Genomic DNA, 24,090 nt, shown 5'->3' with positions numbered 1-24,090 from the left:
TTCTGTCTTTTAATACGAAAACTCAGGCGGCCTCCTTATGGAAAGCCGCCTCTCTTTTACTATATTTTCCCCGCAATCATTTCAGCGGTTTTCTGGCCGTTGGCAATGCAGGCAGCAATGCCTACACCATAATAGGAACAGCCGGCGATAAGGACATTAGGATAATGCGCCGTCAGGCTGTCAGTGATCGATTCGACCGCTTCTCCATGCTTAAGCGAATAGTTCGGCATTAAATTATTCCAGCGAGTCACTTCCACCATGGCCGGCTGTGCAGAAATACCGAGGCTCTTTTTCACATCTTTCAGTGCCTCTTTTACAAACCCGTCCCTGTCCAGCCCGTTCAGGTAAGCATAATTTGGATTGGAGCTTTTGTAGAAAAGCCGCAGCAGGAGCTGGTGCCTCTCTGAAGTATGACTCCACTTTCGGCTCGTCCATGTGCAGGCATTGCACTTAAGATCGCTTCCTTCAGAAACAATGAAGCCTGTGCCATCAGCAGGAAGCTCGCTGTCAGGGATATCAAAGCCAAGATATATGCTTGTGAGCGAAGAGTTTTTCAGCTCGGCGAATGCAGAATCCAAGCGGTCATCCTGAAGCAGCTTTTCGGCTGCATCATGCGGAGTGCTTAGGATCACATAGTCAGCAGTAATGCTTTCCCTATTGGAAAAAGAAATGGTGTATTGCCCTTCGTGTTTCTCTATTTTCTCGACCGCCGCTCCCTTAAGGATTTCTGCATCTGTCAATGCTTCTTCCAGCCTGTCGATAAGTACGGATAAACCGCCCTTAAAGGAAATGAACTTCTTGCTGCCGGAGGATTGAAACTTCTTTTTATTTTCAGACAGCCCGCGGATAATGCTGCCGTATTTATTTTTATATTCAAGCAGGTATGGAAGCGTCGTGGCCATCGTCAGCTCGTTCAGCTTCCCTGAATAGACGCCTGACAGAACAGGAGAAACCTGGTATTCGACCAGCTCCCTGCCCAGAAAGTTTTCAAGGAAAAGGCCGATAGAGCTGTCCTTGTTGAATTCCTTATTTTTGCTGACAAGGTCCTTCAGTGCACGCACTTTTCCTTTAAAGGAAATAAGCGGGCTGCTGAACAAAGACTGCACACTTGTCGGAATGCCGAAAACAGTGTCTTCGGGGATTTTTACCAGCCGGTTTTTCGAATATAGATAGGAAGTACCGGTTGCATTGTAGACCACTTCTTCATGCAGCTTCAGCTCATCCAGCAATTGGATGATGCTTTCATTGCGGGCAACGACCGAATCCGCCCCTGTTTCCATGATATATTCGCCTTTCTTAACAGTCGCAATCTTGCCTCCAAGATCCCAGCCCTTTTCTGCGAGTATCAGGTTAAGCGGCAGGTTCTTTTCCCGCTTCAGCTTTTGCAGATAATACATAGCAGAAAGCCCGGTGATGCCCCCGCCGATTACCACAGCTGTCTTCATTACATTCACTCCTCAAACCGATCGATGATCTGGCGCCATATGCTTATTTTACTATAATTTAAATCAGGAATAAGCCTTGCCCAGGCTTGCTTTGTGTATAGATTGTGTCAATTTGAAATGGCGCTTGACGCAGCCAATAAAAAAAGGCTCTCCCGGAGAGAATAGCCTTTTCCCATTATATGCTTTCCCGCTTTTTTTCACAAATATGCCGCAAGTCCAGAATACCGGTTGTTCCCAAAAAAAATAAAGGGCAGGAGTCTTGGCCCTGCCCTTTACTGCCGAAATCAGGCTTGCTCCCTGCTGAACAGATCTTCCAATATCTTAATCTTCTCTTCGGTATAATGCTTAAAGCTGTCGTTATAGGATTTTGGATCCTTTGGATTAGCGAGCTGGGAGATCGTGCCTGTCACAGGGTGCACAAATTTGCTTGATGCCCCGCAGCCAAGTCCGATGATTGTCTGCTGCTCTTCCATGATCATGATATTATAAAGGCTTTCCTGGTTTTTCAGGGCATAGCCGACATTCTCAAGATTGCCAAGGATGTTTTTCTGGCGGTACAGATAATATGGCGCATAGTCATGCTTTTCTGTCCATTCTTCTGCCAGATCCATCATCCGCACAATTTCATCTCTGTCTGCAACTTTATACCGCTGTTTATTCCGGGTCATTTCAGACGCCCTTTTAAATGAAAGCGTATGAACCGTCAAGGACTCCGGCATCAGCTTTTCTGTTTCGTCCAGTGTATGCTGGAACTCAGGGACTTGTTCGCCTGGAAGGCCGATGATCAGGTCCATATTGATATTGTTCATGCCCATGCCGCGCGCGAGGTGGAACTTATCAACCGTTTCCTCTACTGTATGGTGGCGGCCGATCGCTTTGAGTGTTTCCTGGATGTAGGACTGAGGATTGATGCTGATGCGGTCGATGTTCCATTTTTTCAGGACCTCAAGCTTTTCAGGGGTGATCGTATCAGGACGGCCTGCTTCCACCGTGATTTCCCTGATATCTTTTACATCCGGGAAAGATTCGTACATTTCCTCATAAAGCATATCCATTTCCTCGGCAGTAATGCTTGTTGGTGTTCCTCCGCCGTAATATACGGTCGTAATCCTGATCCCGTTATCCTTCAGCCATTTGCCGACCTCGCGCATTTCATAATGGAGCCCGCCCAGGAAAGAGTCGACAGAGCCCTGGCGGCCATTGATTGCATATGCCGGGAACGTGCAATATGCACATTTCGTTGGACAGAAAGGAATCCCAATATAGATGCTTACTTCCTTCTTCAGCTCATATAAGTCAGGAATGACGGCCAGCTGGCGATCAACAATCTTCTGCATCAGCTCGATCTTTTCATCGGTGATCAGATACTCCTCTTTCAGCTGGCGATGGGCTTCCGCCTGAGGTGTCCCTTTCTGGACATGGCGGTGCAGAAGCTTGGTGGGACGTACACCTGTGAGAATTCCCCACTTCTGTGTAATGCCTGTATAATCCTGGAGCACCATTAAATACACGCGGGAAACAGCCTTGATCAGCTGCCTGTAATACTCTTTTTCCGTGTTCCATTCTTCAAGCTCTTTCTCATAGGAAGCTTCCTCGCTTTTTCCGCTCCGGTCGCTCAGTACGGCCCTTACCTTCACCATTTCTCCAACGTCCACTTTAAACGCAATATGGAGGTCCTCATCCCCCGCCGGCTTCCTGCTCACTTCACACTCTTCGAAAAAGAGGTTTGCTATATTGCCCATCGGGCGGTCAAATCTCTCATGATCCAGCCCTTCTATATATATACGCACATTCATCACCTTTTTATTGTGGTCTAAAAGAATCTCAAAATAAAAACAAAAACCTCCCATAAGTGTACAAAAAGCGGGAGGGGAGGTCAACAGGTTCAAATAGTGACAGGCACCTGCTGGTATAGGTGCCTGTCATCCTTTTTCATTTCAGCAGATTCATTTTTTTGAGGAATTCAAGTGGCTGCTGTTTGCGGAAGTGTTCTTTTACCATATAGGCAACCCCGTTTTCATTATTGGATCTGGTCAGCCAGTCGGCCGCAAGCTTCAATTCTGCCGGAGCATTGCCCATTGCCACACCGAGACCGGCTGCCTTTACCATGTCCACATCGTCGATTCCGTCGCCGATGACGACCATTTCGCTTAAGTCCACCCCAAGCTGGTTGCCGATGTGGAGCAGGCCGCTCAGTTTGGAGATCCCCGCCGGCACGATATCGAGCCTCTGGTCGCTCAGCCTGACGGTGTCAGCCTCAGAATACATATTTGCAATTGCCTGTTGAGCATCTTCAAGATCCCTCTTTGATTCAAAGAATACCTCGATTTTCGGAACCGAAGCCGGATCATCAAGAAGGATATCACTGACTGATTCTACAAATTGCTGTGAATAAAAGATCGGATCACCGGCCGTAAATACGGTTTTCGCAAGTATATTATGGTTGAGCTTTGTTTTATTAGCGAGTGAGAATTGCTCATGAAGGAGCCTGATCTGGCAGGAGAATCCTTCAAGCAGCCTGACGATTTCATACGTAATCGTTTCCGGCAGTTTTTTTGAAAAAATCGGCATTTTGACAGTATTGCCGATGAATGCACCCCTGTGCGTTACCAGGTAAGAGTTGATTTTCAGTGCTTTAGCCACTTTTTTTGCAGAAGGAAAACTCCTTGATGTAACGAGAGTGACATAAATTCCTTTCTGCTGTACATAATCAATCGCTTCCCTTGTCGATCTATGCAGTTTTCCATTGGACTGAAGCAGCGTGCCCTCTATGTTTAAAGCAAGAAGCCGATATATCATCCCATTGCCCCCTATTCTCGATGTAATTCTGTCCTTATTCACTTTTATGAAAAGGAGAGCAGGAATAGAACAGGGCCAGGGAAAGAAATGTCCAGCCCCTCAAATCGGAATTCCTTGGTTAAACCAGGTCGCGGAGCGCCTTTTCCAGATCGGTATATTGAAAGGCAAACCCATTGTCCAGCAGCCGTTTCGGCACACAATTCCTTCCCGTCAGAGCGAGTTCAGGCTCTGCCCTCATAAAGAGATAGGCGCCGGCCTTTACGAAAGGAGACGGAGCAGGGAGCGACCAGCCTTTGTTCAGAACCTTGCGGAGAGTTTGCATAAACTCTTTATTTCTCACAGGATGCGGCCCTGTGGCATTATATACCCCGCTGTACTGCTGGTCTTCAATCGCATTTAGAAACATGGTATTCAAATCATCTATGTGAAGCCAGCTGATATACTGCCTCCCGGAGCCGATCGTGCCTCCAAGCCCCATCCGGGCAAGCTTTACCAATGGCTCCAGCGCGCCTCCATCCCTGCCGAGCGCAAACCCGATCCTCAGGAGGACCTGCCTTGTATGGGGAAGCCTGTCCCCGGAGAAAAACTCACCTTCCCACAGCTTGCAGACTTCCGGCGAAAATCCATCAGCCAGAGGCGATTCTTCATCACAAATTTCCTCTGTATCCCCGAAAATTGCCAGGGATCCCGCCTGCACGAACACCTGCGGAGGCTGTTCTGCTTTTAATACGGCTTCCTTCAGCACTCCCACAGAATCAAGCCGTGACTCTATGATCTCCCTTTTATTTCTTTCTGTATAAATACAGTTGACGCTTTTTCCGGTGAAATTTACGACGGCATAGCTTCCTTCAATCCGGTCCATCCAGCGTGCATCCATATTTTTTCCATCCCAGCGGATAAATTCCGCTCCATCCATAAAGCCCTCTTTCCCTCTGGAAAGAACGGTAACTTCATAGCCGTGCCCAAGCAAAAAGCGTCCGAGGCTTTCCCCCAGAAAACCGCTTCCCCCTGCCAGGATTACTCTTTTGCTCATAATTGCAGCCCTCCCTAGAATCAAAAAATCCGTTATGAAAAGTATAGCAGGAAAGAGACTGCTTATTAAATCCATAAATTACCATTACCCTCTATGAATAATTGCTTTGCAAGAACTTAAACTATAAATGTTTCAAACAATAAAAATTACACCAAGGAGATGACTCAACATGGCAAGAAGCAATAATTCCAATCAATTACTTGTACCAGGTTTTGAAGCCGCTGTTCAGCAAATGAAACAGGAAATCGCGTCTGAGTTCGGAGTAAACCTTGGAGCAGAAACAACTTCAAGGGCAAACGGCTCTGTCGGCGGAGAAATCACCAAACGCCTTGTGCAGATGGCTGAACAGCAGCTTGGCGGCACACGCGCTGGGAGATAAAAAGTAGAATGTAAAAAGCCGCTTCTCCAAGCGGCTTCTCTACTGCATTTCAAGAATCGGCTTTGCTGCATCCCATAAAGAATCTGCCTGGATATCCGCCTTGGTCGGGCCTGGACCGATAAAAGCCGTTTTGCACCCGGCCTTGATCCCTGCTTCGATATCACGCTCATGGTCTCCCACCATTAAGCTTTTTGACAGGTCGATATCATATCTTTCCGCCAAATCCAGTATCATCCCCGCATTCGGCTTCCGGCACTCACACCCTGCCTTTGGTTTATGCGGGCAATAAGCGACTTCTGTGATATGACCGCCTTTTTCCCTGATAAGCTTCTGCAGCCGTTCATGAACTCTATGGAGATCTTTTTCCTTCATGAATCCAAGCCCGACTCCTCCCTGATTGGTTACACCGAATACTTCATAGCCTGCATCATTAAATAAAGCCACCGCCTCGGCAGCCCCCTCGAGCAAATACAGCTGCTCCGGTTTGTTGACAAACTTAACCCGATGGGAAAGAACCTCATTCAATACACCGTCCCTGTCCAGGAAAATAGCCTTCTTCATCTTGTCATCCCTCCTTTCGTTCCCCTCTATTTATAATGTATCCGATGCTGAGGGAGATATAAACGCAGCGCAGCTCAGCCGGTAAAATTAAATTTTCGAAAAACAGATTCCAAAGTGCTGATATTGATATGATGAGCATGAACAAAATAGATCCTTTAGCGCTGATTGGACTTAGGCTTTATTATATCCTTCATGAAAAAAATCAGCAGACAATGAAGAAATGCAATCTGAAGTGAATATTTCTATGCGATATGGAACAGGACCCCCGGCTTTTGAGGTCCTGTTTGTGTTTGCGGATGGAATTCGGGCGTTTATTTGCAGGTTTTTTGGTTGATGTGCAGCCTTATGTGTTCATTCGCAGCTTCATTTTGGGTTTATTAGCAACTTTTTCAACTTATTAGCAACTTTCCACTTTTATTAGCAAGTTTTTCATTTTATTAGCAACTTTTCCAGTATATTAGCAACTTTCAGCTTTTATTAGCAACTCTGCAAAAACCGGCCCCGCCGCGCTTATTTGCGACTTTTCCGGTTTATTTGCGAGTTTCCCCTTTTATTTGCGACTTTCCGATTTTATTTGCGACTTTCTCTATATATTTGCGACTCGGCCCAAACGCCAAGTCCTGTCCGCAACATCTCCATGACCTCTTTCTGGGGGCCTCAAGACCATCCTGCCGAAAAGATGTTCTTTGCCTTCTTGGCGGGATTGGCTTGTGACCTCGAGGGGATAGGCGCAGCTGCTAGACAGTAATAAGAGTTAAAAGATATACTTTCTTATCTATATAAAAAGGAGCGCCATGGGCGCCCCTTTGAATATCAGCCTAGTTATTTTCCATTGAGCCGTAAAGCTCTTCCAAAGGCTTCATGATGATTTGGTTAAGTTCAGTGATGGCCATGCTCATGCGCTGTTCTGCTTCCATCAGTTTAGAGATGGTTTCATGCTGCTGCACGAGTGCTACCGTTTTTTGGGCCTGCTCCACTTCTTCCTGAGAGATTTCCTGGCCGGACATCTGTTTCTGCTGAAGCTCCATCTGGATGTTGCGGAAGTTTTCGAACATGGTTCTTGCAGAATCATCAGAATTGACTTCATCGTAGATTTTTTTCAAATTCGTATATTCATCGCTCTGACGAATTGCTTTCTCAAGTTCATACGCTGAATCGTGTAAGTTTACTGCCATTTTGCCTAACAACTCCTTTTCGGTTTGAACAATCCACTCCACTATAACAAACTATAAATCAGAATGCGAGGAAGCCACTTTATAACCCTCAGATGAATAAAACCAGGAAGCCCTGCAGGAGACCGATTATTCCGCCCAGGAGAGCTCCAAGGTAAGTAATCATCTTCAGCTCTCTCCGGCTGATGGACAGCACCATTTCCTCCAGCCTTTCCACCGAGAAGCTTTCAACCTGCTGCTTGATGATGTCTGCAAGGTGCAGCCTTTCCATAATGATGTCCATCCTGTTGGAAAGCCACTCTCCTGCCATTCCTACCAGTCCAGGCACAGCTTTTTCGACAAGTGTCTCTGTGAATGGCTCTGCCAGTTTGCTGAGCGGAGTATCCATTAGGTCATCCGCTTTGATGATTTTGCGGACATACAGCTTGATTGATTTTATGATATTTTCCCGTTCGAATTGTTCTTCAATTCTTGCCGCTTCCCAGTCAAGCACCTTCATCCATTCTTTTTGAAGAAGGGCGGCAATCATATCCTTTGTGCCTTCACTTCTTAGAAACTTAATGATCTCAGGCTGGATTTTGTCGGCAAGATTGACATTTCCCATAACCATCTGAAGCATATTTCCAAGCACCCCGCTCCGTCCCTTGACAAAATCGTCCACAAGACGCTGTATCCTCATTTTTCCTTCAATGCTTGAAAAATAATCTTCACCCTTCTGCGCTATATATTCACTGATAACAGGGATACGGGATTCCGCCTTGGCGAGGAGCTCTGGAGCCAATACCTCTTTTATTGGCTTATGGCGGTATTTATCCATCAGCGTTTCATATTTCTTTTCAATAAAGGCATCAAGCTGCTCGCCTGCCTTTGCTTTGCCATCTTCAAATCCAAGCTTGCCAAGGAGCTCAGCAGGTGTTTTCTCTGTATTCAAAAGACGGGCAAATTCCTTCTTCGCCAGATTTTCAGCTTCTTTCTGGAAATCGCCATTAACGAATTTCCTCTTAATGCTCTCTGGCGTCAGCAAGTGGTTTACAACTATTTTGCCCATCTGCTCTGCGAGTTCGCTCCTTCGTTTGGGAATCAATCCAGGGGTAAAAGGAATTTGGCGTTTTCCAAGAAATATAGGCTTGTAGGGCCTAAAAAGCATCATGATGGCAAGTGAATTGGTAAGTCCTCCTATCACAGCCCCCACAGCGACCATCAATAATATCGTTAATCCAGTTTGCATAAGTTTGTATTCAACTGCCTTCCTTCACGTTTTAAGGTGTATTGAAAATGGCTGCAATAAGCACATCTCTGCCCATTTTACATATGATAGCCTATCAGCAGCCGCCTAAAACAACATTCATCTTACCATAAGCAAGCCGCCATTCCCGAATCAGAAATTCAAAAAGCGCCCTACTCCCTATAATAGGCTAATCCCCCGGCTTTTTACAAATCCGAAGCTGAGCGGGAATGTTGCATGTCGGTGCTTTTATAAATTTTATAAAATGGGGAATTTCCATGTCTTTGTCTTTTCTAACTATTACGTTTGTTCCTGGGAAAATGTTTCAGGATAAAGATGCGATAAAAGTCAGCCATTCCCTTTATCAATACTGGAGCCTTGATGCGGGCCGGGATCTTTCATTAAGAATAGGAAAAAAAGAACGCCTGGTTGCAGTAGAGCCTGCTTCAATACCAAAAGATGAGATCCATATGGATTCCGGCCTGTTCAGTTATTTTCAGCTTGCGGCAGAAGACACCCGGCTGATTGTCCAGTATGCCGGCGGGGACAGACGGCTTGCCGCCGGCCCTATCATCGGCCTGATGACAGAGGCCAATGAAGATAATGAAGCAGTCAGCTTCCGGTCAGTCCATTCCTTTTGCGGAGAGCTGCAAGCTGGGATAGAGGAATTTGGCGGCCTTTTTTATATTTTTCATATAAAAGACTTCCGTGAAGGAGGCCTTTCCGGCTATTGCTGGCGGGATGGCCGCTGGGTAAAGGAGCCTGTCCCCTTCCCCACAGTGATTTACAATAGAATCCATTCCCGGAAGCTTGAGTCCGGCAAGTATTTCGGGAATTTTAAATATAAATTGCAGGAGCTGGGCATCCCGATGTTCAATGACTGCTTCCTTTCAAAAGAACAGGTCTATGATATCCTCGCCGGGGAGGAGCATATGAAGCCGTACCTCCCCGAAACCCGCCTGCTTGGCGCCCGGACACTGGAAGATATGCTCAGCCGCTATCATGAAGTTTTTATCAAGCCGGTGAACGGAAGCCAGGGCAGGAATATTGTCCGGCTCTCCCTGGCTGAGAACAATCTTTCTGCTGCTTTCTCATCTGCCCGCTCGACAGATGGCCGGAAATCCTTTCCTGACTGTGCTGCTTTCTTCAAGTGGTTCGAACCCCAGCTCAGGAAGAGGATTTATCTGGTGCAGGAGCCGATCCAGCTGGCGAGCCTGAATGGAAGGCAGCTGGATTTTCGTGTTTTATGCCATAAAGGCCCGCAGAACAGCTGGCGTGCCACATCTGCGGTTGCAAGGATCTCCGCTGAGCAGCAATTCGTCAGCAATATTGCCCGGGGCGGAGAAACAATGAAACCGGCCAAAGCCCTTACACTTATTGCAGACCGGGCCACTGCTGTTCAGCAGACAGCATTAATGAAGGAATTAGCCGTCGAAGCTGCAGGCATTATCAGTAATGCATCAGAAGGTCTTGTCGGGGAGCTTGGCATGGATATTGGCGTTGACCGTCAAGGAAAGCTTTGGATCATTGAAGCCAATTCCAAGCCCTCCAAGAATTTTGAGGAAGCCGACCAAAGAATCAGGCCTTCAGCCAGAGCACTTATAGAATATTTTATTTGGCTGTCCTTTCAGGCAGCCAAAAGCTGAGGAGGAAACAAGATGCGCTCATTGGGATTCATGTCCCTTCGCTCAACAAGCGAGAAAGCTTATGCAACTGAAATTGCCAAAAGGGCCAGGAGCTGCGGGGTCGAATGCTTCCGTTTTATCCCCTCAGCGATCGACCCGAGAACCGAACTTATTGCAGGAGAAAAATATGACCACAGTACAGAAGAATGGGCAGAGGCCTCCTTTCCCCTGCCGGACGTGCTGTATGACCGTTGCTTTTACGGAAATGACACACACTCCAGGCAGTGCCGTTCGATTGTTCATTACTTAAAAAATCGCAGGGATACCCTGTTTCTCGGCCACGGCCTCCCCAATAAGCTGGAGCTTTATAAAATCCTTTCCCAGTCGCCGCTGGCCCCATACATCCCCAAAAGCATACACGCCCAGTCTGCAGACCAGGTCCTTCAGCAATCTGCATCAGGCAGTCCGCTGATTCTCAAGCCGGCAAACGGGTCACAGGGAGCCGGAATTTATTATCTTAAGAAGCAGAAGGATGGACTGCTCGTAAAAACAGATACACCAGAAGAGCAGATTTCCCGTCTATTCACTGACCAGAAGAAGGCTGCCGGGTGGCTTGGGCAGCTATTATCCGGAAACAGCTATCTGCTTCAGCCCTATCTGCCGCTCTCCAACAGGGACAATCAGCCGTTTGATATCAGGGTCCTTCTGCAGAAAAATGAAGCAGGAAAATGGCAGGAAATGGGCAGGGGTGTAAGGGTCGGCAGGGAAAATGGAATCATCTCCAATATGAGTGCAGGATCTGCAGTCTCCACTTTCGAGAACTGGCTTGAAAACAGCGCAGTCAGCTCAAGCCGGTTTCTGCGTGCGGAACTGAGCGAGATATCCAAAGCCTTGCCTGGGATCCTTGAAGATGCTCTCCCTCCCCTTTTTGAGATTGGGTTGGATATTGGAATCGCCAGGGATGGAGCCATCTGGATCCTCGATGTCAATTCCAAGCCGGGCCGGAAGGTGATCCTGGAAACAGATCCAGACAAAAAAGAAGCCCTGTACTTAGCCCCGCTTTTATATGGAAAGCTTTTAACATCTGCCGGGCAGGCTGAGAGGAGGAAAAATAGTGAGAAAACAGTATCCCATTGAAATTAAAGAAGGAAGAGAGAATACAGTCTGGTGCCCGCGGGAGGTGATTGAACAGCGGACCCTTGAAAAAATTGCCTTCGGTGCCTGCACTGAGGATGCAGAATTCCTCCCGACTCCTGGCGAAAAACATATTGTTAGCATCAGCAGCGATCTCGCAGCCAAATTAAAGCTGCCGGTTCTCGGCATCCCGCTGCATCTATTTTCAGAAGGAGAGACGCTTTTCATCGGGCCGCTGGTCGGTATATTCACATCAGGATTCACCCCTTTTCCGCTCAGGCCCATCGGTGAAAGGACGATATTCTTTTCCAAGCTTCTTTCCGTCAATAAAGCCGTCGGCGCATTGCCGTTCTTATTTGGCGAGCAGCATATCGACTGGGATGCAGGCACAATCAAAGGGCATATCTATCATAAAGAAGGCTGGGCGACTGTTGAACTTCCATTTCCCAACGTGGTCTATGACAGGCTGCCCAACAGGAAATCCGAAAGGCTGGCAGAGCTGAAGCGCATCAAAGACCGCCTGCAAAAGGACTATCTGATCCCCTGGTATAATCCCGGCTTTTTCAACAAGCTTGATGTATTCGAGCGGCTTCAGCAGGAGGTTGCTGCAGTTCCCTATCTGCCGGAAACCCATGCCTTTTCTTCCTTTTCTGTGATTGAACGGATGCTGGGCGACTATGGCCATGTCTATATCAAGCCGGCAAACGGCAGCCTTGGCCTCGGGATCCGACAGGTGATCTATGACCGGGAGGAGGGCTTTTATTATTGCCGCTACCGGGATAATGCGGATGTAAACAGGCTGAGAAAATTCCATACCCTGGAATCGCTTATGCACCATGTTTTTCGGCGCAGCAACCTGAACAGCATGATTGTCCAGCAGGGCATCCATCTGCTGCGGCATGAGCAGCGCTCAATCGATTTCCGTGTCCATACGAATAAAGATGACAGCGGAGAATGGAAGGTGACAGCCATTGCCGCAAAAGTGGCGGGACTTGGCAGTGTGACGACCCATGTTAAAAACGGCGGGGAAATCAAAACCCTTTCAGAGGTCTGCACAAGCCGCATCATGGAGCAGGAGTTTACAGAAAAGCTGTCAAAGGCTGCCCTGGGACTCAGCAGAGTGCTTGAAGCCCAGCTCGAAGGGATCATTGCTGAAATCGGCTTTGATCTCGGGATTGACCGAAAAGGGAATGTGTGGCTGTTTGAAGCCAACTCCAAGCCGGGCAGGAGTATCTTTAGGCATCCGGAGCTGAAGGAATTCGATTATTTGACGAGGAAAATGTCGCTCGATTTTGCCGTGTTTTTAACAGAACAGGCAATATCCCGCCCTGAGGAAATCTTTAAATGACAGCCCCGTTAAGCCAGGAACTTAAACGGTGGCTAAGTCCCCTCCCTGAAGGAGGAGAAAGAACCGCCCTCCAGCTGAAGAGGCCGGAATCGGGCGGGCCCATTGCCGGAATCCTTGCCAGCAGAAAATCGGAAAGCACACTGGCAGGCAATAGCCGGCTATTCAAGGACATACAAAGGGAGATGCTGTCACGCGGCGGCATCTCAGTTGTATTTGCACCTGAAGATGTATCAGGAGCTGGAGTCGATGGGATCGTCTACCTGCCTGGCCAGGATGCATGGTCCCTTGTGGCAGCCCCCCTTCCGGATATCATCTACAACCGGGTCCCTTTCAGGAAAAGTGAGCAGACCGGAGGTTTCCGCAAAGCTGCTGAATTTTTCAGGACCAGGAAGATCCCTTTCTTCAACCCCTGCTTTCTTGAGAAATTTGAATGCTATACAGTTTTAAAACAAGATGCCGGATTAGCGCACTATTTGCCTGATACCATCCTTATTGACAGCGGGCAAGAGCTTGGGTCATTCCTGATGAAGCATAAAGACCTTTATGTAAAGCCAAACAGCAGCTCAAAGGGAAAGGGTATCTTAAGGGTCTGGATGAATCATGAAGGAATAATCCTGGTGAAAGACTTGAACGGACAGACCCGGCATTCTGACTTCGCCCATTTTTGGAATAGCTGGAAATCCGTCTTTGAAGAACAGACGCATATTGCACAAGAGGCCGTTTATGCTGCCACACCGGACGGACAGAGGAATGATTTCCGGATACTTGCCCATGGCCAGGCAGGCAATTATAAGGTGACCGGCATAGGCATCCGGCAGGCTGCTGAGGACCTTATCACCACGCATATTCCCAACGGCGGCAGGCTCATCCCTTATGAACATTACCGCACAGCTGCACATGATGAATTCATTCAAGAGGCCGTCCAAAAGGCAGGGGATGCACTCTCCCGACAAACAGGCTGGTTTGGCGAATTCTCCATGGATGCCGGATATGCAGAAAATGGGCGATATGTTATTTATGAAATCAATTCCAAGCCGATGAAATTTGATGAAGAAAATATTGAAGCCGCAAGAATCAGGAGGCTGGCTGATATACTATGTGAAAAGGCAGATTATTGAAATAGGCATCCAAGGGGATGCCCTTCACTTTTTTATTGTTAAGGAATTTATAAATTGTAAGTCTTGTGGATTATTATCTTTCTTGATCAACTCCAGCAGCTGCGCCGAGGTCACAAGCCAAACCTCCCAAAAAGGCAAAGAACGACTTTCCGGGAGTTTCGTCTTGAGGCCCCCAGGAAGCTGGTCATGCAGACGTTGCCACAGGACGTGGCGTTTTTAGTCTGCGTTCCTTAAAGGTGATCAAGGCGCTTGCGCTTTTGTACTTGGGGTATTAATAGAAAACAATTACAATGGTAGAAGAGGAGGAGTTATATGCTATCACATTTTCAATATCAGCCGCTTTATGAAAATAAAGAGATGCCCGGCTGGCGTATTTCCTTTTATTTCAAAAACAAAAAATACAACGGCATTTACAACCCTGACGGCAGCATCGAATGGACAGGCGCTACTCCCCCTGCAGACGATGAGGACCGCATTAAATCCGGCATACATGAATTGATGCTCTTTCATGTGTATGACGGCCGATGAGGAAAAAAGACAGTGCATAAGAGGCTCTCCTAATGGAAAAGTAATAATACTTTGTCCAGGAGGTCTGTCCTATGAAAGAGAAACATTCAGAGTCTAAGGAAACTGCGCCTGACTCTCTTTATGAAAGCAGGGGGACTACATACCAGGATATTGAGCGCATGATAGGTGAAGGGCTCTCAGGAGGGGTCTGTTCACGAAGGCAGCAGTTCCTCCAATATCGAACAGGCACGTCCCCTGGTGAGTGAGGAGCCGCCAGCAGGGGACACATCCGTTGATCTGCGGTTTTTTTGAAAAGATAAGAAAGTATATCTTTTACTTTGATTACTGTCTAGCAGCTGCGCCTACCCCCTCGAGGTCACAAGCCAATCCTGCCAAAAAGGCAAAGAACGCCTTTTCGGCAGGATCGTCTTGAGGCCCCCAGGATGGGGGTCATGCAGACGTTGCCACAGGACGTGGCGCTCTTAGTCTGCGTTCCTTTAGGTGAGCAAGGCGCTTGCGCTTTTCTTATTATCTGCTTTTTACGATCATATTGACTGCTTCCTGGATGGCTTCCTCTGCATTTCTGCCCTCTTCATTGGCTTCCCTGATGCAGCTTTCAAGATTTTTTGCGACAATATAACCCATCGCCCGGTCAACGGCAGACCTCACGGCAGAAAGCTGGGTCACCACATCCTTGCAGTGCTTCTCTTCCTCCATCATCCGTATGACTCCGCGGACCTGGCCCTCCAGGCGCTTCAGGCGGTTCTTCATTTCCTGTGAATATTCCATCTATTTCTTCACCCCTTAAATGCGGACAAACTGATTAATGCTATATTACCATATGCACTGGCAGACTGATGGCTGCTGATGCCATATTCCTGCTATAATTAAAGTAGCTCTGTTAGTGCTCCGTGTTGATTTTGGGCTCATTCAGCCATATATCAGCAGCACTGTTTAACACAGCCACTTAAATAAAGGTTTGAATAAAATTTTATCTCTTTTGGCGAATAAATGAAAGCTATCCGATTATCAATCTTATGGGGAATGATATATGTTTACTAAATTGCATGCTTTATACCGGAATTCCAGGCTGCAGCAGGATGAGCCTGACTTTTTCTTTTTTCATGATTTTTATTGGTTCACTGACAAGTATGAAACCGAATGGTTCGGAGTGCCTGCAAAAGATATCTCTGAAGAAGAATTAAGGCTTCTCCGCACCCTTTTTCATTCTGCAAGCCTTCCCGGCAAGCTCGATCAGCGCTCAAAAGGGTGGCATGACTGGCTGTTCCGCAGCGGCCCCCTGCCCGATGCCGGAGCAGCACGCTGCAGAATAGCCCAAATCGAATTGAGCGGCAGCGAGTTCGAGCAGGATGATGCAGAAACGGCGCTTCGTGCATTTTTGTCAGAGGATATTGTCCTCCTGTGGGAAAAGAAAACCCGCTGCTGCCTTATCATCCCGGAAGGAAACGACGTTGGCGAAGACGAATTCCGTTCCATCATCCAGGCGTTCGAGACCGATTTTTACGTAAAAATGTATGTATATCTGGGCAAGTTTTTCCCGGCCGGCGATCAGCTGCGAGGCGGCTTTGAAAAGGAGAAGGATTTTTTCGGCAGGGCCCTCAGGCTGATGCCCCATGAAAGAGTGCTTTCCTTTGAAAAGGCGTTCCCGTCCTGTCTGGTTGCTGAAATGAAGCCAAGCCTCCGCGACAGCCTTGGGACCCAGCTGCTTGGACCGGCTGCCGAGGATTCGGAACTGCTGGCCACCATCAAAGCTTTTCTTGAAAATGGTTCCAATGCAACCCTGTCTGCAAAAAAACTGTACATCCACAGAAATACCCTGCAGTACAGACTGGATAAATTCTCGGAAAAAACCGGGGTAAACCTGAAGGATTTCAATAATGCTGTAACCGTTTACCTTGCCTGTCTGCTCAATGATCAGCAGCATTAAGAAGGGACTGTACAATGTGACTAAAAAGCCTGCCCATCTTTTGTGCACACCTCCCAATGATGATTTCCGCAATTTCCTTTATTATTAGAAACAGAAGGAAATCAACCGGGGAGGAATTAGGATGGCTGAATTAAAACTAGATAATATCTATAAAATTTATGATAACAAAGTGACGGCAGTGGATAATTTCAATCTCCATATCCAGGACAAGGAATTCATCGTGTTCGTCGGCCCATCCGGGTGCGGTAAATCGACGACTCTAAGAATGATTGCAGGACTTGAAGAAATTTCACAGGGGGATTTCTCAATTGACGGCAAACGTGTCAATGATGTGCCTCCAAAAGACCGCGATATCGCGATGGTATTCCAGAACTATGCTCTTTACCCGCATATGACGGTTTATGATAATATGGCTTTTGGACTGAAGCTCCGTAAATTCCCAAAAGATGAAATTGCCCGCCGTGTAAACGAGGCTGCCAAGATCCTTGGACTTGAGCCTTATCTGGACCGTAAGCCAAAAGCATTGTCCGGCGGTCAGCGCCAGCGTGTTGCACTTGGCCGCGCCATCGTCCGCGATGCCAAAGTCTTCCTGATGGATGAGCCGCTTTCCAACCTGGATGCCAAGCTCCGTGTACAGATGCGTGCGGAAATCGCCAAGCTTCACCAGCGCCTGCAGACTACAACGATTTATGTAACACATGACCAGACAGAAGCCATGACCATGGCTACACGCCTTGTGGTCATGAAAGACGGAGTCATCCAGCAGGTGGGTGCTCCAAAAGAAGTATACGAAAAACCGGAAAATGTTTTTGTCGGCGGATTCATCGGATCTCCTGCCATGAACTTCTTCAACGGCAAGCTGCAGGATGGAAAGCTGGTCCTCGGTGATACTTCTGTCGCCGTGCCGGAAGGGAAAATGAAAGTCCTGCGTGACCAGGGATATGTCGGCAAAGACATCATCTTTGGAATCCGCCCTGAAGACATCCACGATGAGCCTGTATTCATTGATGCTTCCCAGGGATCCAAAATCTCTGCAAAAATCGATGTATCCGAGCTTACTGGTGCAGAAACGATGATTTATTCCAGCATCAACGCCCAGGACTTTGTCGCCCGTGTTGATTCACGTACAGATATCATGCCTGGACAGCAGGTGGACCTTGCGTTTGACATGAACAAAGCACACTTCTTTGATGCTGAAACAGAAGACCGCATCCGCTCAAAGAATGAATAATACAAGAAACTCCGTCTAATCAGACGGAGTTTTCTTTTTCTTTCACAAATGCCACCTGATCGTCACCGCAGTTCGGGCAAGAAAGCAGATGGGGACATTCTTTATTTTTATAATCATCAGGATACCCATCCTCGAGCTTCAGCTGGTCCGCTGGCATATAGGCGCTGTAGTCATCATAGAAATCCATGATCTTTCCGCTGTCTTCCATTCCGTTTCCGCATTTCGGGCAGCTTTTGCTGATTTTTTCAAGCCCGTTGCATGCCGGGCATACTGACATGTCTGCTCCTCCTTCCTATTCCTCCAGTATCTTTAGTCTGCATCCATTTCCGCTATGTATGTAGAATAGCCTTTTCAGGATCATAAGAAACCCATCACAACAGGAAATAATTACATCCTTCCCTGCCGAATAAACAGGCAGGAATCAACCATAATAGAGAGTACAAACAGCAAACAGCCGGCAGGCACAGCTTCCCTTCCCACTGCGGACTATGCATGGTGCTCCGTTTGGTTCAAGTCCAAAATAGTCCAACCAAAAATTTTTTTCGAAGGAGAGTGCTCATCATGGCAAACAACAATTCTTCAAACCAGCTTTTAGTACCAGGTGTATCTCAAGCTCTAGACCAAATGAAATATGAAATCGCTAACGAATTCGGAGTAAACCTTGGTGCAGAAACAACTTCCCGCGCTAACGGATCTGTTGGTGGAGAAATCACTAAGCGTCTTGTTCAAATGGCTGAACAGCAGCTTGGCGGATCTCAATTTTAATCTAAGCTAAAACAATTAAATAGATAATGGCTGAAAGGACACCAACTTATGGTGTCCTTTCTCTCGTGCAGCTATTAAATCATCTTATCCGGGTCTACCCACTGATCATATTCCTCTTCTGTTACATGGCCGGTTTTCAGGGCCGACTCTTTTAGCGTAGAATTTTCATTAAAGGCAAGCTTCGCAATTTCTGCTGCCTTTTCATAGCCGATATGCGGGTTCAAGGCAGTGACAAGCATAAGTGATCTTTCAACATGCCCTTTGATGACTTCCTCATTCGCTTCAAGGCCAACAAGGCATTTTTCATTGAATGACTGCATGCTGTCTGCAAGAAGCCTGATGCTTTGCAGGAAGTTATAAATAATGACCGGCTTAAAGACATTCAACTCAAAATTCCCCTGACTTGCAGCAAATCCTATCGCTGCATCATTGCCGAATACCTGTGTCACAACCATGGTCAAGGCTTCGCTTTGCGTTGGATTCACTTTGCCTGGCATGATAGAGCTGCCCGGTTCATTTGCGGGAATGGAAAGCTCGCCGATTCCGCTGCGGGGGCCGCTGGAAAGCCAGCGTACATCATTGGCGATCTTCATCAGATCGGCAGCGAGTGCTTTGAGACTGCCGTGCACATGAACGATTTCGTCATGGCTTGTCAGGGCATGGAACTTATTATCCGCTGAACGGAAAGGATGGCCGGTCTGTTCGGAAATCCTTTCCGCCGTCATCGGGCCGAAATCAGGATGGGCATTGATGCCTGTACCAACGGCTGTTCCTCCAATTGCCAGGTCCTCCAGGTATTTGATGCTGTCAATCAGCATTCTTTCATTTTTCTCCAGCATGGCTCTCCAGCCGCTGATTTCCTGGCCCAGCGTCAATGGAGTGGCGTCCTGAAGATGTGTTCTGCCAATCTTGACGATCCCCTTGAAGGATTCTTCCTTAATTTTAATGGTCTTCTTCAGCTCGTTCAGTGAAGGAAGCAGCCTTTCCGTCAGCTCGATGATCGCTGCGATATGCATCGCCGTCGGGAATGTATCGTTTGAGCTTTGGGACATATTCACATCATCATTTGGATGCACCTTTTCCTCTGAACCTTTTTCCGCAAGCATCTCATTCGCTCTTCTTGCAACCACTTCATTCACATTCATATTGGACTGGGTGCCGCTGCCTGTCTGCCATACAGCCAGAGGAAAATGCCCATCAAGCTTCCCATCCAATATTTCCGTGCACGCGGCGGCAATGGCTTCCTTCTTATCGTCTGAAAGTTTTCCAAGCTTATGATTCGCTTTGGCTGCCGCCTGCTTCAAATGGGCAAAGGCGTAAATCATCTCAAGAGGCATCTTTTCAGTGCCGATTTTGAAATTGTCCTTGCTTCTCTGTGTCTGTGCTCCCCAGTACTTATCACCCGGCACTCTTACCTCGCCAAGGGTATCTCTTTCAATCCTGAACTCTGACATACTTATCCCTCCTGTATTCATCCTTATCCTTTTCCCTTATTTCTTCATTTTAATGTTAAAAGTTTGGCGATTCCAGTATTTTGAATTCCGGAAAGCGTAAAGCCGGCCCGCTGTAGACCGGCTTTACCGTTTTTTAATTCTGGACAATTGAGCAGCCGATAAAATAGCCGATGACCATGATGCTCGCTATGCTAAGTGTAACCGCAAAAACCTCCATGATTTTCCCTCCATTCCTGCCGGAGCTTCCAGGTATTTCCCCAATTAAAAAATTATCATATTTATGCCATGCTGCTTATCAGGACCCTTCACGATTTTGTGGCATAGAGGTGATATATCGGTGAACACGGGCTGGTATGGCTTCAGGATACAACTGCGCCAGGCAAAACAGAAAAGCACCCGATTATGGGTGCTTTTCTGCTAGCCGGCAATGGATCCCTGCTGGAGCTGGTACATCTGGTAATACCTGCCCTTCAGCTTCATGAGTTCATCATGTGTACCTTTTTCGGCGATCCTCCCCCGGTCGAGGACAAGGATCTGGTCAGCATTACGGATGGTGGATAGGCGGTGGGCGATAATAAAAGTAGTTCTGCCCTCTTTCAGCACCTCCATCGCATTCTGGATCACTGTTTCTGTCTCCGTATCAATGCTTGATGTGGCTTCGTCAAGAATCAGTATGGCCGGATCAAAAGCCAGCGCCCTGGCAAATGAAATGAGCTGCCTCTGACCGCTCGAGAGGGTGCTTCCCTTTTCAATGACCGGTTCATCAAACCCCTTTTCCAGATTCTCCAGCACTTTGTCAGCACCGACATCCTTTAAGGCTTTTTCGACTTTCTCCCTTGTGACAGCCGGGTCATTGAGGCTGACATTCTCTGCTATCGTCCCGGTGAACAGGAAAGGATCCTGAAGGACAATCCCCATATGCTTCCTGAGATTCTGCCGCGACATGCCGGTGATGTCCTTTCCATCAATAGTGATGCTCCCTTTCTGGCAATCATAGAAGCGGAACAGCAGATTCATAATAGAGCTTTTGCCTGAGCCGGTATGCCCGACAAGAGCGACAGTTTCCCCGTGGGAAGCCTTGAAGGTAATGTCCTTGAGGACATATTCGTTTTCCTTGTAGCCAAAATGGACACCATTAAATTCTACATTGCCTTTGTAGCGCGGAACCTTGCTGTCATCCACTTCAATTCCTTCCTCATCGAGGAGTTCAAATACCCGCTCCCCTGCCACCAGTGCCTGCTCCAGATTCGCAAGCTGATTGACAATTCCCTGCACAGGCTGGAACAGGCGGTTGATATAGTCGACAAAAGCATACAGCATACCGAGGGAGATGACGGCGGACGCACTGAGGGACTCGCCTCCGAAATACCAGATGAACGCAACAAAGACAATATTCCGGAGCACACCGACAAGGTTATGGGAAGTTAAAGAGTTTAAGTTGAGCAGTTTGTTTTGGTAGGTAAAATGCTCTGTATTAAGCTTCTCGAAATCCTTCCTCGTGTCTCCCTCGCGCCCAAAGGCCTGGATGATGTTCATCCCCTGGATTGACTCGTTTACCATCCCGTTGATATCGCTCACTCTTGTCCTGATGACCTTATTGTATTTGGATGCATACTTTCTATAGACAATCATCCATATATACAGGATCGGCAGAAGAATCAGGCAGATCGCTGCCAGCTTAGCATTCAGGATGAAAAGTGCGGTATAAATCCCTGCAATATAAATAAAGCTTGTAAAGAAGGTTGAAAGCACTGTTACATAAAGTTCGCGAATAGCTTCTGTGTCATTCGTAATTCGTGCAACAACCTTTCCTGCAGGCAGGTTGTCAAAATATTGGACAGGCAGTTTCTGGATCTGCCCGAAAACATCCTTCCGCATCTTCTGGATAATCCGGTTGGCAGACTTTTGCAGATAGTACCTTTGCCCGTACTGAAAAAATGCCGCAATGACAATCAATCCGAAGTAGAAGGCAAGAAGCCTGATGATGCGCGGGATTTCAGGTTTATAGAAACTCATCAGCTCTTCCCCTTGAAGCCGCTCACCTTCATAGGCCTCTCTTTTATCTCCTTTAGTGATGGTCAGCACACCATCCTTATAGCTTCGTTCTCCATCAAATTGAATATCGCCCTCCACAAAAATAAAGTCTTTTCCAGCCTGGAGGATTCGGGCCTGATCGATCATAGGTGAGCCTTCATCCATATATTGTTCTCTCGTATAATAATGGCCTTTATATGAAACAGAATCATCGTTTTCTCCTGTCTGATACCAGACGGATTCAATCCCGAGTATATGCTGGTCTATCAGCCTCTTGGCAATGAACGGACCTGCAAGGTCTGCCGCAACTGCGACAGTCAGCATGGCAAGCGCGGCCAGGATGATCTTTTTATAAATAAGCGCATATGAAAAAAGGCGTTTTCCTGTTTTCATGACAGCACCTCCTCTTCTGCAGCTGCCTGGGCCTGCTGTCTGATATACTGCTCTTTATACCAGCCTGACCCTGCCATCAGCTCTGCATGAGTCCCTTCCTCGGCAATACTCCCATTGTCCAGGACAATAATATGATCCGCATGCTGGACTGCCGTCATGCGATGCGTGGTGATAATGGTGGTTTTCCCTTCCCTTTCTGACCGAATATTGCCGATGATTTTCTTCTCGGTCTTCGCGTCAACAGCCGAAAGCGAGTCATCGAGTATCAGAATTTCAGGATCCTTGATCAGGGCCCTGGCAATCGAGATCCTCTGCTTCTGCCCGCCGGATAAGGCAACTCCTTTTTCACCGACAAGGGTCTCCAGCCCTTCCGGAAGCATTTCAAGATCCTTGCGGAAGGCTGACAGGTCGATCGCCCTCTGCAGATCACTTTCATCTGCCTGTTCGTTTCCAAACAAGATGTTTTCCCTGACCGAACGGGAAAAAAGAACATGGTCCTGAGGCACATAGCCGATCCAATTCCTTGTATTCTGCAGCGACTGATCCTTGATCGGGATGCCGGCAACAGCCAGGGTTCCTGCCCCTGCGGGATATTCCCTGAGCAGCTGTTTAATAAATGTGGTCTTTCCGCTGCCCGTTTTTCCGACCACTCCTAAAGTTTGGCCCCGATCCAGCCTAACCTTGATGCTCTTCAGATTATCAGTGCTGCTGGACGGATACCTGAAATTGACATCATCAAAAACAATACTCTCTGGCCTCTCGGCATCAGCAGGCTTGCCGGGATTCTTTACATCCTCCTCATAGGAGAGCGTCTCCTGTACACGGTCAAGGGAGGCATTGCCCCTTTGCATAATATTGATCAGCTCGCCAATCGCAAACATTGGCCAGATCAGCATCCCAAGATACACATTAAAAGCGACCAGATCTCCCAGTGTGATGATCTGATTGAAAACCAGATTGGCTCCATAGCCAAGCCCGATCAGGTAGCTGAGTCCGACAATGATTTTTATCGTTGGATCAAAAAGAGAATCAATCCTGGCGACCTTGATATTTTTTTCATAGACATCCTCTGTCATTTCGTGGAACCGGCCTTCATCGGCACGCTCCTGCACATATGCGCGGATGACCCGGACACCGGATACTGATTCAAGGACTTTATCATTCAGGTTCCCGAAGGCATCCTGGGCCTCCATGAAACGGACATGAATTCTTTTTCCATATATTTTCATTAATAAAGCCATGAGCGGCAGCGGCAGGACTGCTGCAATTGTCAGCTTCCAGCTTACCAGGAAGCCCATTGTCAGCAGAATCGTCAGCATGAATATGCTGCTGTCGACCAGCGTCAGAATCCCGAATCCGGCCGTCACAGAGATGGCCTTCAGATCATTGGTAGCACGCGCCATCAGGTCCCCGGTCCTGTTTTTCTCAAAAAATGGCGGGGTCATCTTCAGCAGATGGTTCATAAATCTGCTCCTCAGCTTCCTCTCAACAAGGAATGCCCCGCCGAAAAGCTGATACATCCACACATACGTAATCCCGTAGGACACCACTGTGATCACGCCGAGCAGCAGCAGATACTGAAGGATCTTGCCGCTGTCGAGCGATCCCAGATGGATGTCATCGATTGCCTGCCCGACAAGCCTTGGAGGCATCACATCCAGAACCCCGACAATTGCAAGCAGGATAATGGCAACGGTATATCTTTTCCATTGTTCTTTAAAAAACCAGCTCAGTTTCTTCAAAATCGAAAACATTCATTCCTCCCCTTTCTATAAACAGCTGCTCTGCTAGCCTCCTTCGAGATCTCCAGGCGAAATAGCAATCCTTTCTTGTTGATAAAACAGCATAACCAACTTCCTCCCTTGTTAAAGTTATATAGAAAACAGGCTGATGCCTGGTCCTCCCATCATATAAATAAA

Annotated in this window: 22 protein-coding genes; 10 read left to right on the top strand and 12 right to left on the bottom strand. The window is 47.5% G+C overall.

Going from position 1 to position 24,090, the window contains the following annotated elements:
* Positions 1 to 59: 59 nt before the first annotated feature.
* From ACQCVH_RS17585 to ACQCVH_RS17570, 4 genes are all read right to left on the bottom strand, one after another.
* Positions 60 to 1,445, bottom strand: coding sequence for a protoporphyrinogen oxidase (locus tag ACQCVH_RS17585; RefSeq protein ID WP_426836911.1), 1,386 nt, complete (start codon positions 1,443 to 1,445; stop codon positions 60 to 62).
* Between the two features lie 284 nt (positions 1,446 to 1,729).
* On the bottom strand, positions 1,730 to 3,235 hold the full coding sequence (locus ACQCVH_RS17580; protein ID WP_426836910.1) for a coproporphyrinogen III oxidase: 1,506 nt from the start codon (positions 3,233 to 3,235) through the stop codon (positions 1,730 to 1,732).
* 142 nt (positions 3,236 to 3,377) lie between these two features.
* Positions 3,378 to 4,244 (bottom strand): Cof-type HAD-IIB family hydrolase, encoded by an 867-nt coding sequence (locus tag ACQCVH_RS17575; protein WP_426836909.1) that lies wholly within the window; start codon positions 4,242 to 4,244, stop codon positions 3,378 to 3,380.
* Between the two features lie 118 nt (positions 4,245 to 4,362).
* Positions 4,363 to 5,277, bottom strand: a complete 915-nt coding sequence (locus ACQCVH_RS17570) for a TIGR01777 family oxidoreductase (RefSeq protein ID WP_426836908.1) — start codon at positions 5,275 to 5,277, stop codon at positions 4,363 to 4,365.
* A gap of 169 nt (positions 5,278 to 5,446) precedes the next feature.
* Between ACQCVH_RS17570 and ACQCVH_RS17565 the strand changes: the two genes are divergently transcribed.
* Entirely contained in the window at positions 5,447 to 5,656 is a 210-nt protein-coding gene (locus ACQCVH_RS17565; RefSeq protein WP_224899706.1) for an alpha/beta-type small acid-soluble spore protein, read from the top strand.
* Positions 5,657 to 5,695: 39 nt separating this feature from the next.
* On the opposite strand, the gene ACQCVH_RS17560 is transcribed toward ACQCVH_RS17565, so the two are convergent.
* The 3 genes from ACQCVH_RS17560 to ACQCVH_RS17550 all read right to left on the bottom strand — a co-directional run bounded on the left by ACQCVH_RS17560 (position 5,696) and on the right by ACQCVH_RS17550 (position 8,617).
* A complete protein-coding gene (locus ACQCVH_RS17560) occupies positions 5,696 to 6,217 on the bottom strand; it encodes a D-glycero-alpha-D-manno-heptose-1,7-bisphosphate 7-phosphatase (RefSeq protein WP_426836907.1) in 522 nt (173 codons plus the stop codon).
* A gap of 818 nt (positions 6,218 to 7,035) precedes the next feature.
* Positions 7,036 to 7,392 carry a YlbF/YmcA family competence regulator gene (locus ACQCVH_RS17555; protein WP_426836906.1) on the bottom strand — a complete coding sequence of 119 codons (357 nt, stop codon included), beginning with the start codon at positions 7,390 to 7,392 and terminating at the stop codon, positions 7,036 to 7,038.
* 88 nt (positions 7,393 to 7,480) lie between these two features.
* Positions 7,481 to 8,617 (bottom strand): DUF445 domain-containing protein, encoded by a 1,137-nt coding sequence (locus ACQCVH_RS17550; protein ID WP_426836905.1) that lies wholly within the window; start codon positions 8,615 to 8,617, stop codon positions 7,481 to 7,483.
* A 275-nt stretch (positions 8,618 to 8,892) separates the two neighbouring features.
* Between ACQCVH_RS17550 and ACQCVH_RS17545 the strand changes: the two genes are divergently transcribed.
* The 6 genes from ACQCVH_RS17545 (at position 8,893) to ACQCVH_RS17520 (ending at position 14,612) form a co-directional block, all read left to right on the top strand.
* Positions 8,893 to 10,260 carry a YheC/YheD family endospore coat-associated protein gene (locus ACQCVH_RS17545; protein WP_426836904.1) on the top strand — a complete coding sequence of 456 codons (1,368 nt, stop codon included), beginning with the start codon at positions 8,893 to 8,895 and terminating at the stop codon, positions 10,258 to 10,260.
* A 12-nt stretch (positions 10,261 to 10,272) separates the two neighbouring features.
* Positions 10,273 to 11,376 carry a YheC/YheD family endospore coat-associated protein gene (locus ACQCVH_RS17540; RefSeq protein ID WP_426836903.1) on the top strand — a complete coding sequence of 368 codons (1,104 nt, stop codon included), beginning with the start codon at positions 10,273 to 10,275 and terminating at the stop codon, positions 11,374 to 11,376.
* Positions 11,354 to 12,721 (top strand): YheC/YheD family endospore coat-associated protein, encoded by a 1,368-nt coding sequence (locus ACQCVH_RS17535; protein ID WP_426836902.1) that lies wholly within the window; start codon positions 11,354 to 11,356, stop codon positions 12,719 to 12,721. Before ACQCVH_RS17540 ends, ACQCVH_RS17535 begins: the two co-directional genes overlap by 23 nt.
* Complete coding sequence (locus ACQCVH_RS17530; RefSeq protein ID WP_426836901.1) at positions 12,718 to 13,839, top strand: YheC/YheD family endospore coat-associated protein; 1,122 nt, start codon at positions 12,718 to 12,720, stop codon at positions 13,837 to 13,839. The genes ACQCVH_RS17535 and ACQCVH_RS17530 overlap by 4 nt, the downstream gene beginning before the upstream one ends.
* A 312-nt stretch (positions 13,840 to 14,151) precedes the next feature.
* Complete coding sequence (locus tag ACQCVH_RS17525) at positions 14,152 to 14,367, top strand: YheE family protein (RefSeq protein ID WP_426836900.1); 216 nt, start codon at positions 14,152 to 14,154, stop codon at positions 14,365 to 14,367.
* 71 nt (positions 14,368 to 14,438) lie between these two features.
* Positions 14,439 to 14,612, top strand: a complete 174-nt coding sequence (locus ACQCVH_RS17520; protein ID WP_426836899.1) for a hypothetical protein — start codon at positions 14,439 to 14,441, stop codon at positions 14,610 to 14,612.
* A gap of 262 nt (positions 14,613 to 14,874) precedes the next feature.
* Here the strand turns inward: ACQCVH_RS17520 and ACQCVH_RS17515 are convergent, their stop codons facing one another.
* Positions 14,875 to 15,135: a metal-sensitive transcriptional regulator gene (locus ACQCVH_RS17515; RefSeq protein WP_009795152.1), complete on the bottom strand. Its 261-nt coding sequence runs from the start codon at positions 15,133 to 15,135 to the stop codon at positions 14,875 to 14,877.
* A gap of 262 nt (positions 15,136 to 15,397) precedes the next feature.
* Between ACQCVH_RS17515 and ACQCVH_RS17510 the strand changes: the two genes are divergently transcribed.
* Both ACQCVH_RS17510 and ACQCVH_RS17505 read left to right on the top strand, forming a co-directional pair.
* A complete protein-coding gene (locus ACQCVH_RS17510; RefSeq protein ID WP_426836898.1) occupies positions 15,398 to 16,294 on the top strand; it encodes a PucR family transcriptional regulator in 897 nt (298 codons plus the stop codon).
* 121 nt (positions 16,295 to 16,415) lie between these two features.
* The gene (locus ACQCVH_RS17505) at positions 16,416 to 17,525 is read left to right on the top strand and encodes an ABC transporter ATP-binding protein (protein ID WP_426836897.1); all 1,110 of its coding nucleotides are present in this window, start codon (positions 16,416 to 16,418) and stop codon (positions 17,523 to 17,525) included.
* Between the two features lie 19 nt (positions 17,526 to 17,544).
* Here the strand turns inward: ACQCVH_RS17505 and ACQCVH_RS17500 are convergent, their stop codons facing one another.
* Positions 17,545 to 17,802 (bottom strand): hypothetical protein, encoded by a 258-nt coding sequence (locus tag ACQCVH_RS17500; protein WP_426836896.1) that lies wholly within the window; start codon positions 17,800 to 17,802, stop codon positions 17,545 to 17,547.
* Between the two features lie 284 nt (positions 17,803 to 18,086).
* On the opposite strand from ACQCVH_RS17500, the gene ACQCVH_RS17495 reads away from it, so the two are divergent.
* Complete coding sequence (locus ACQCVH_RS17495; RefSeq protein WP_426836895.1) at positions 18,087 to 18,290, top strand: alpha/beta-type small acid-soluble spore protein; 204 nt, start codon at positions 18,087 to 18,089, stop codon at positions 18,288 to 18,290.
* 74 nt (positions 18,291 to 18,364) lie between these two features.
* Here ACQCVH_RS17495 and fumC read toward each other — a convergent pair whose 3' ends face one another.
* The 3 genes from fumC to ACQCVH_RS17480 form a co-directional block, all read right to left on the bottom strand.
* Positions 18,365 to 19,744, bottom strand: coding sequence for a class II fumarate hydratase (gene fumC, locus ACQCVH_RS17490; protein ID WP_426836894.1), 1,380 nt, complete (start codon positions 19,742 to 19,744; stop codon positions 18,365 to 18,367).
* A 417-nt stretch (positions 19,745 to 20,161) separates the two neighbouring features.
* Entirely contained in the window at positions 20,162 to 22,171 is a 2,010-nt protein-coding gene (locus ACQCVH_RS17485) for an ABC transporter ATP-binding protein (RefSeq protein WP_426836893.1), read from the bottom strand.
* Positions 22,168 to 23,925 (bottom strand): ABC transporter ATP-binding protein, encoded by a 1,758-nt coding sequence (locus tag ACQCVH_RS17480; RefSeq protein WP_426836892.1) that lies wholly within the window; start codon positions 23,923 to 23,925, stop codon positions 22,168 to 22,170. Before ACQCVH_RS17480 ends, ACQCVH_RS17485 begins: the two co-directional genes overlap by 4 nt.
* Between the last annotated feature and the right edge of the window lie 165 nt (positions 23,926 to 24,090).

Origin of the sequence: Bacillus infantis (assembly GCF_050107595.1) — a bacterium.
Classification (GTDB): domain Bacteria; phylum Bacillota; class Bacilli; order Bacillales; family Cytobacillaceae; genus Bacillus_AB; species Bacillus_AB infantis_C.
The sequence above is the reverse complement of the archived record's forward strand: the minus strand, read 5'-3'. Positions and strand labels throughout refer to the sequence as shown.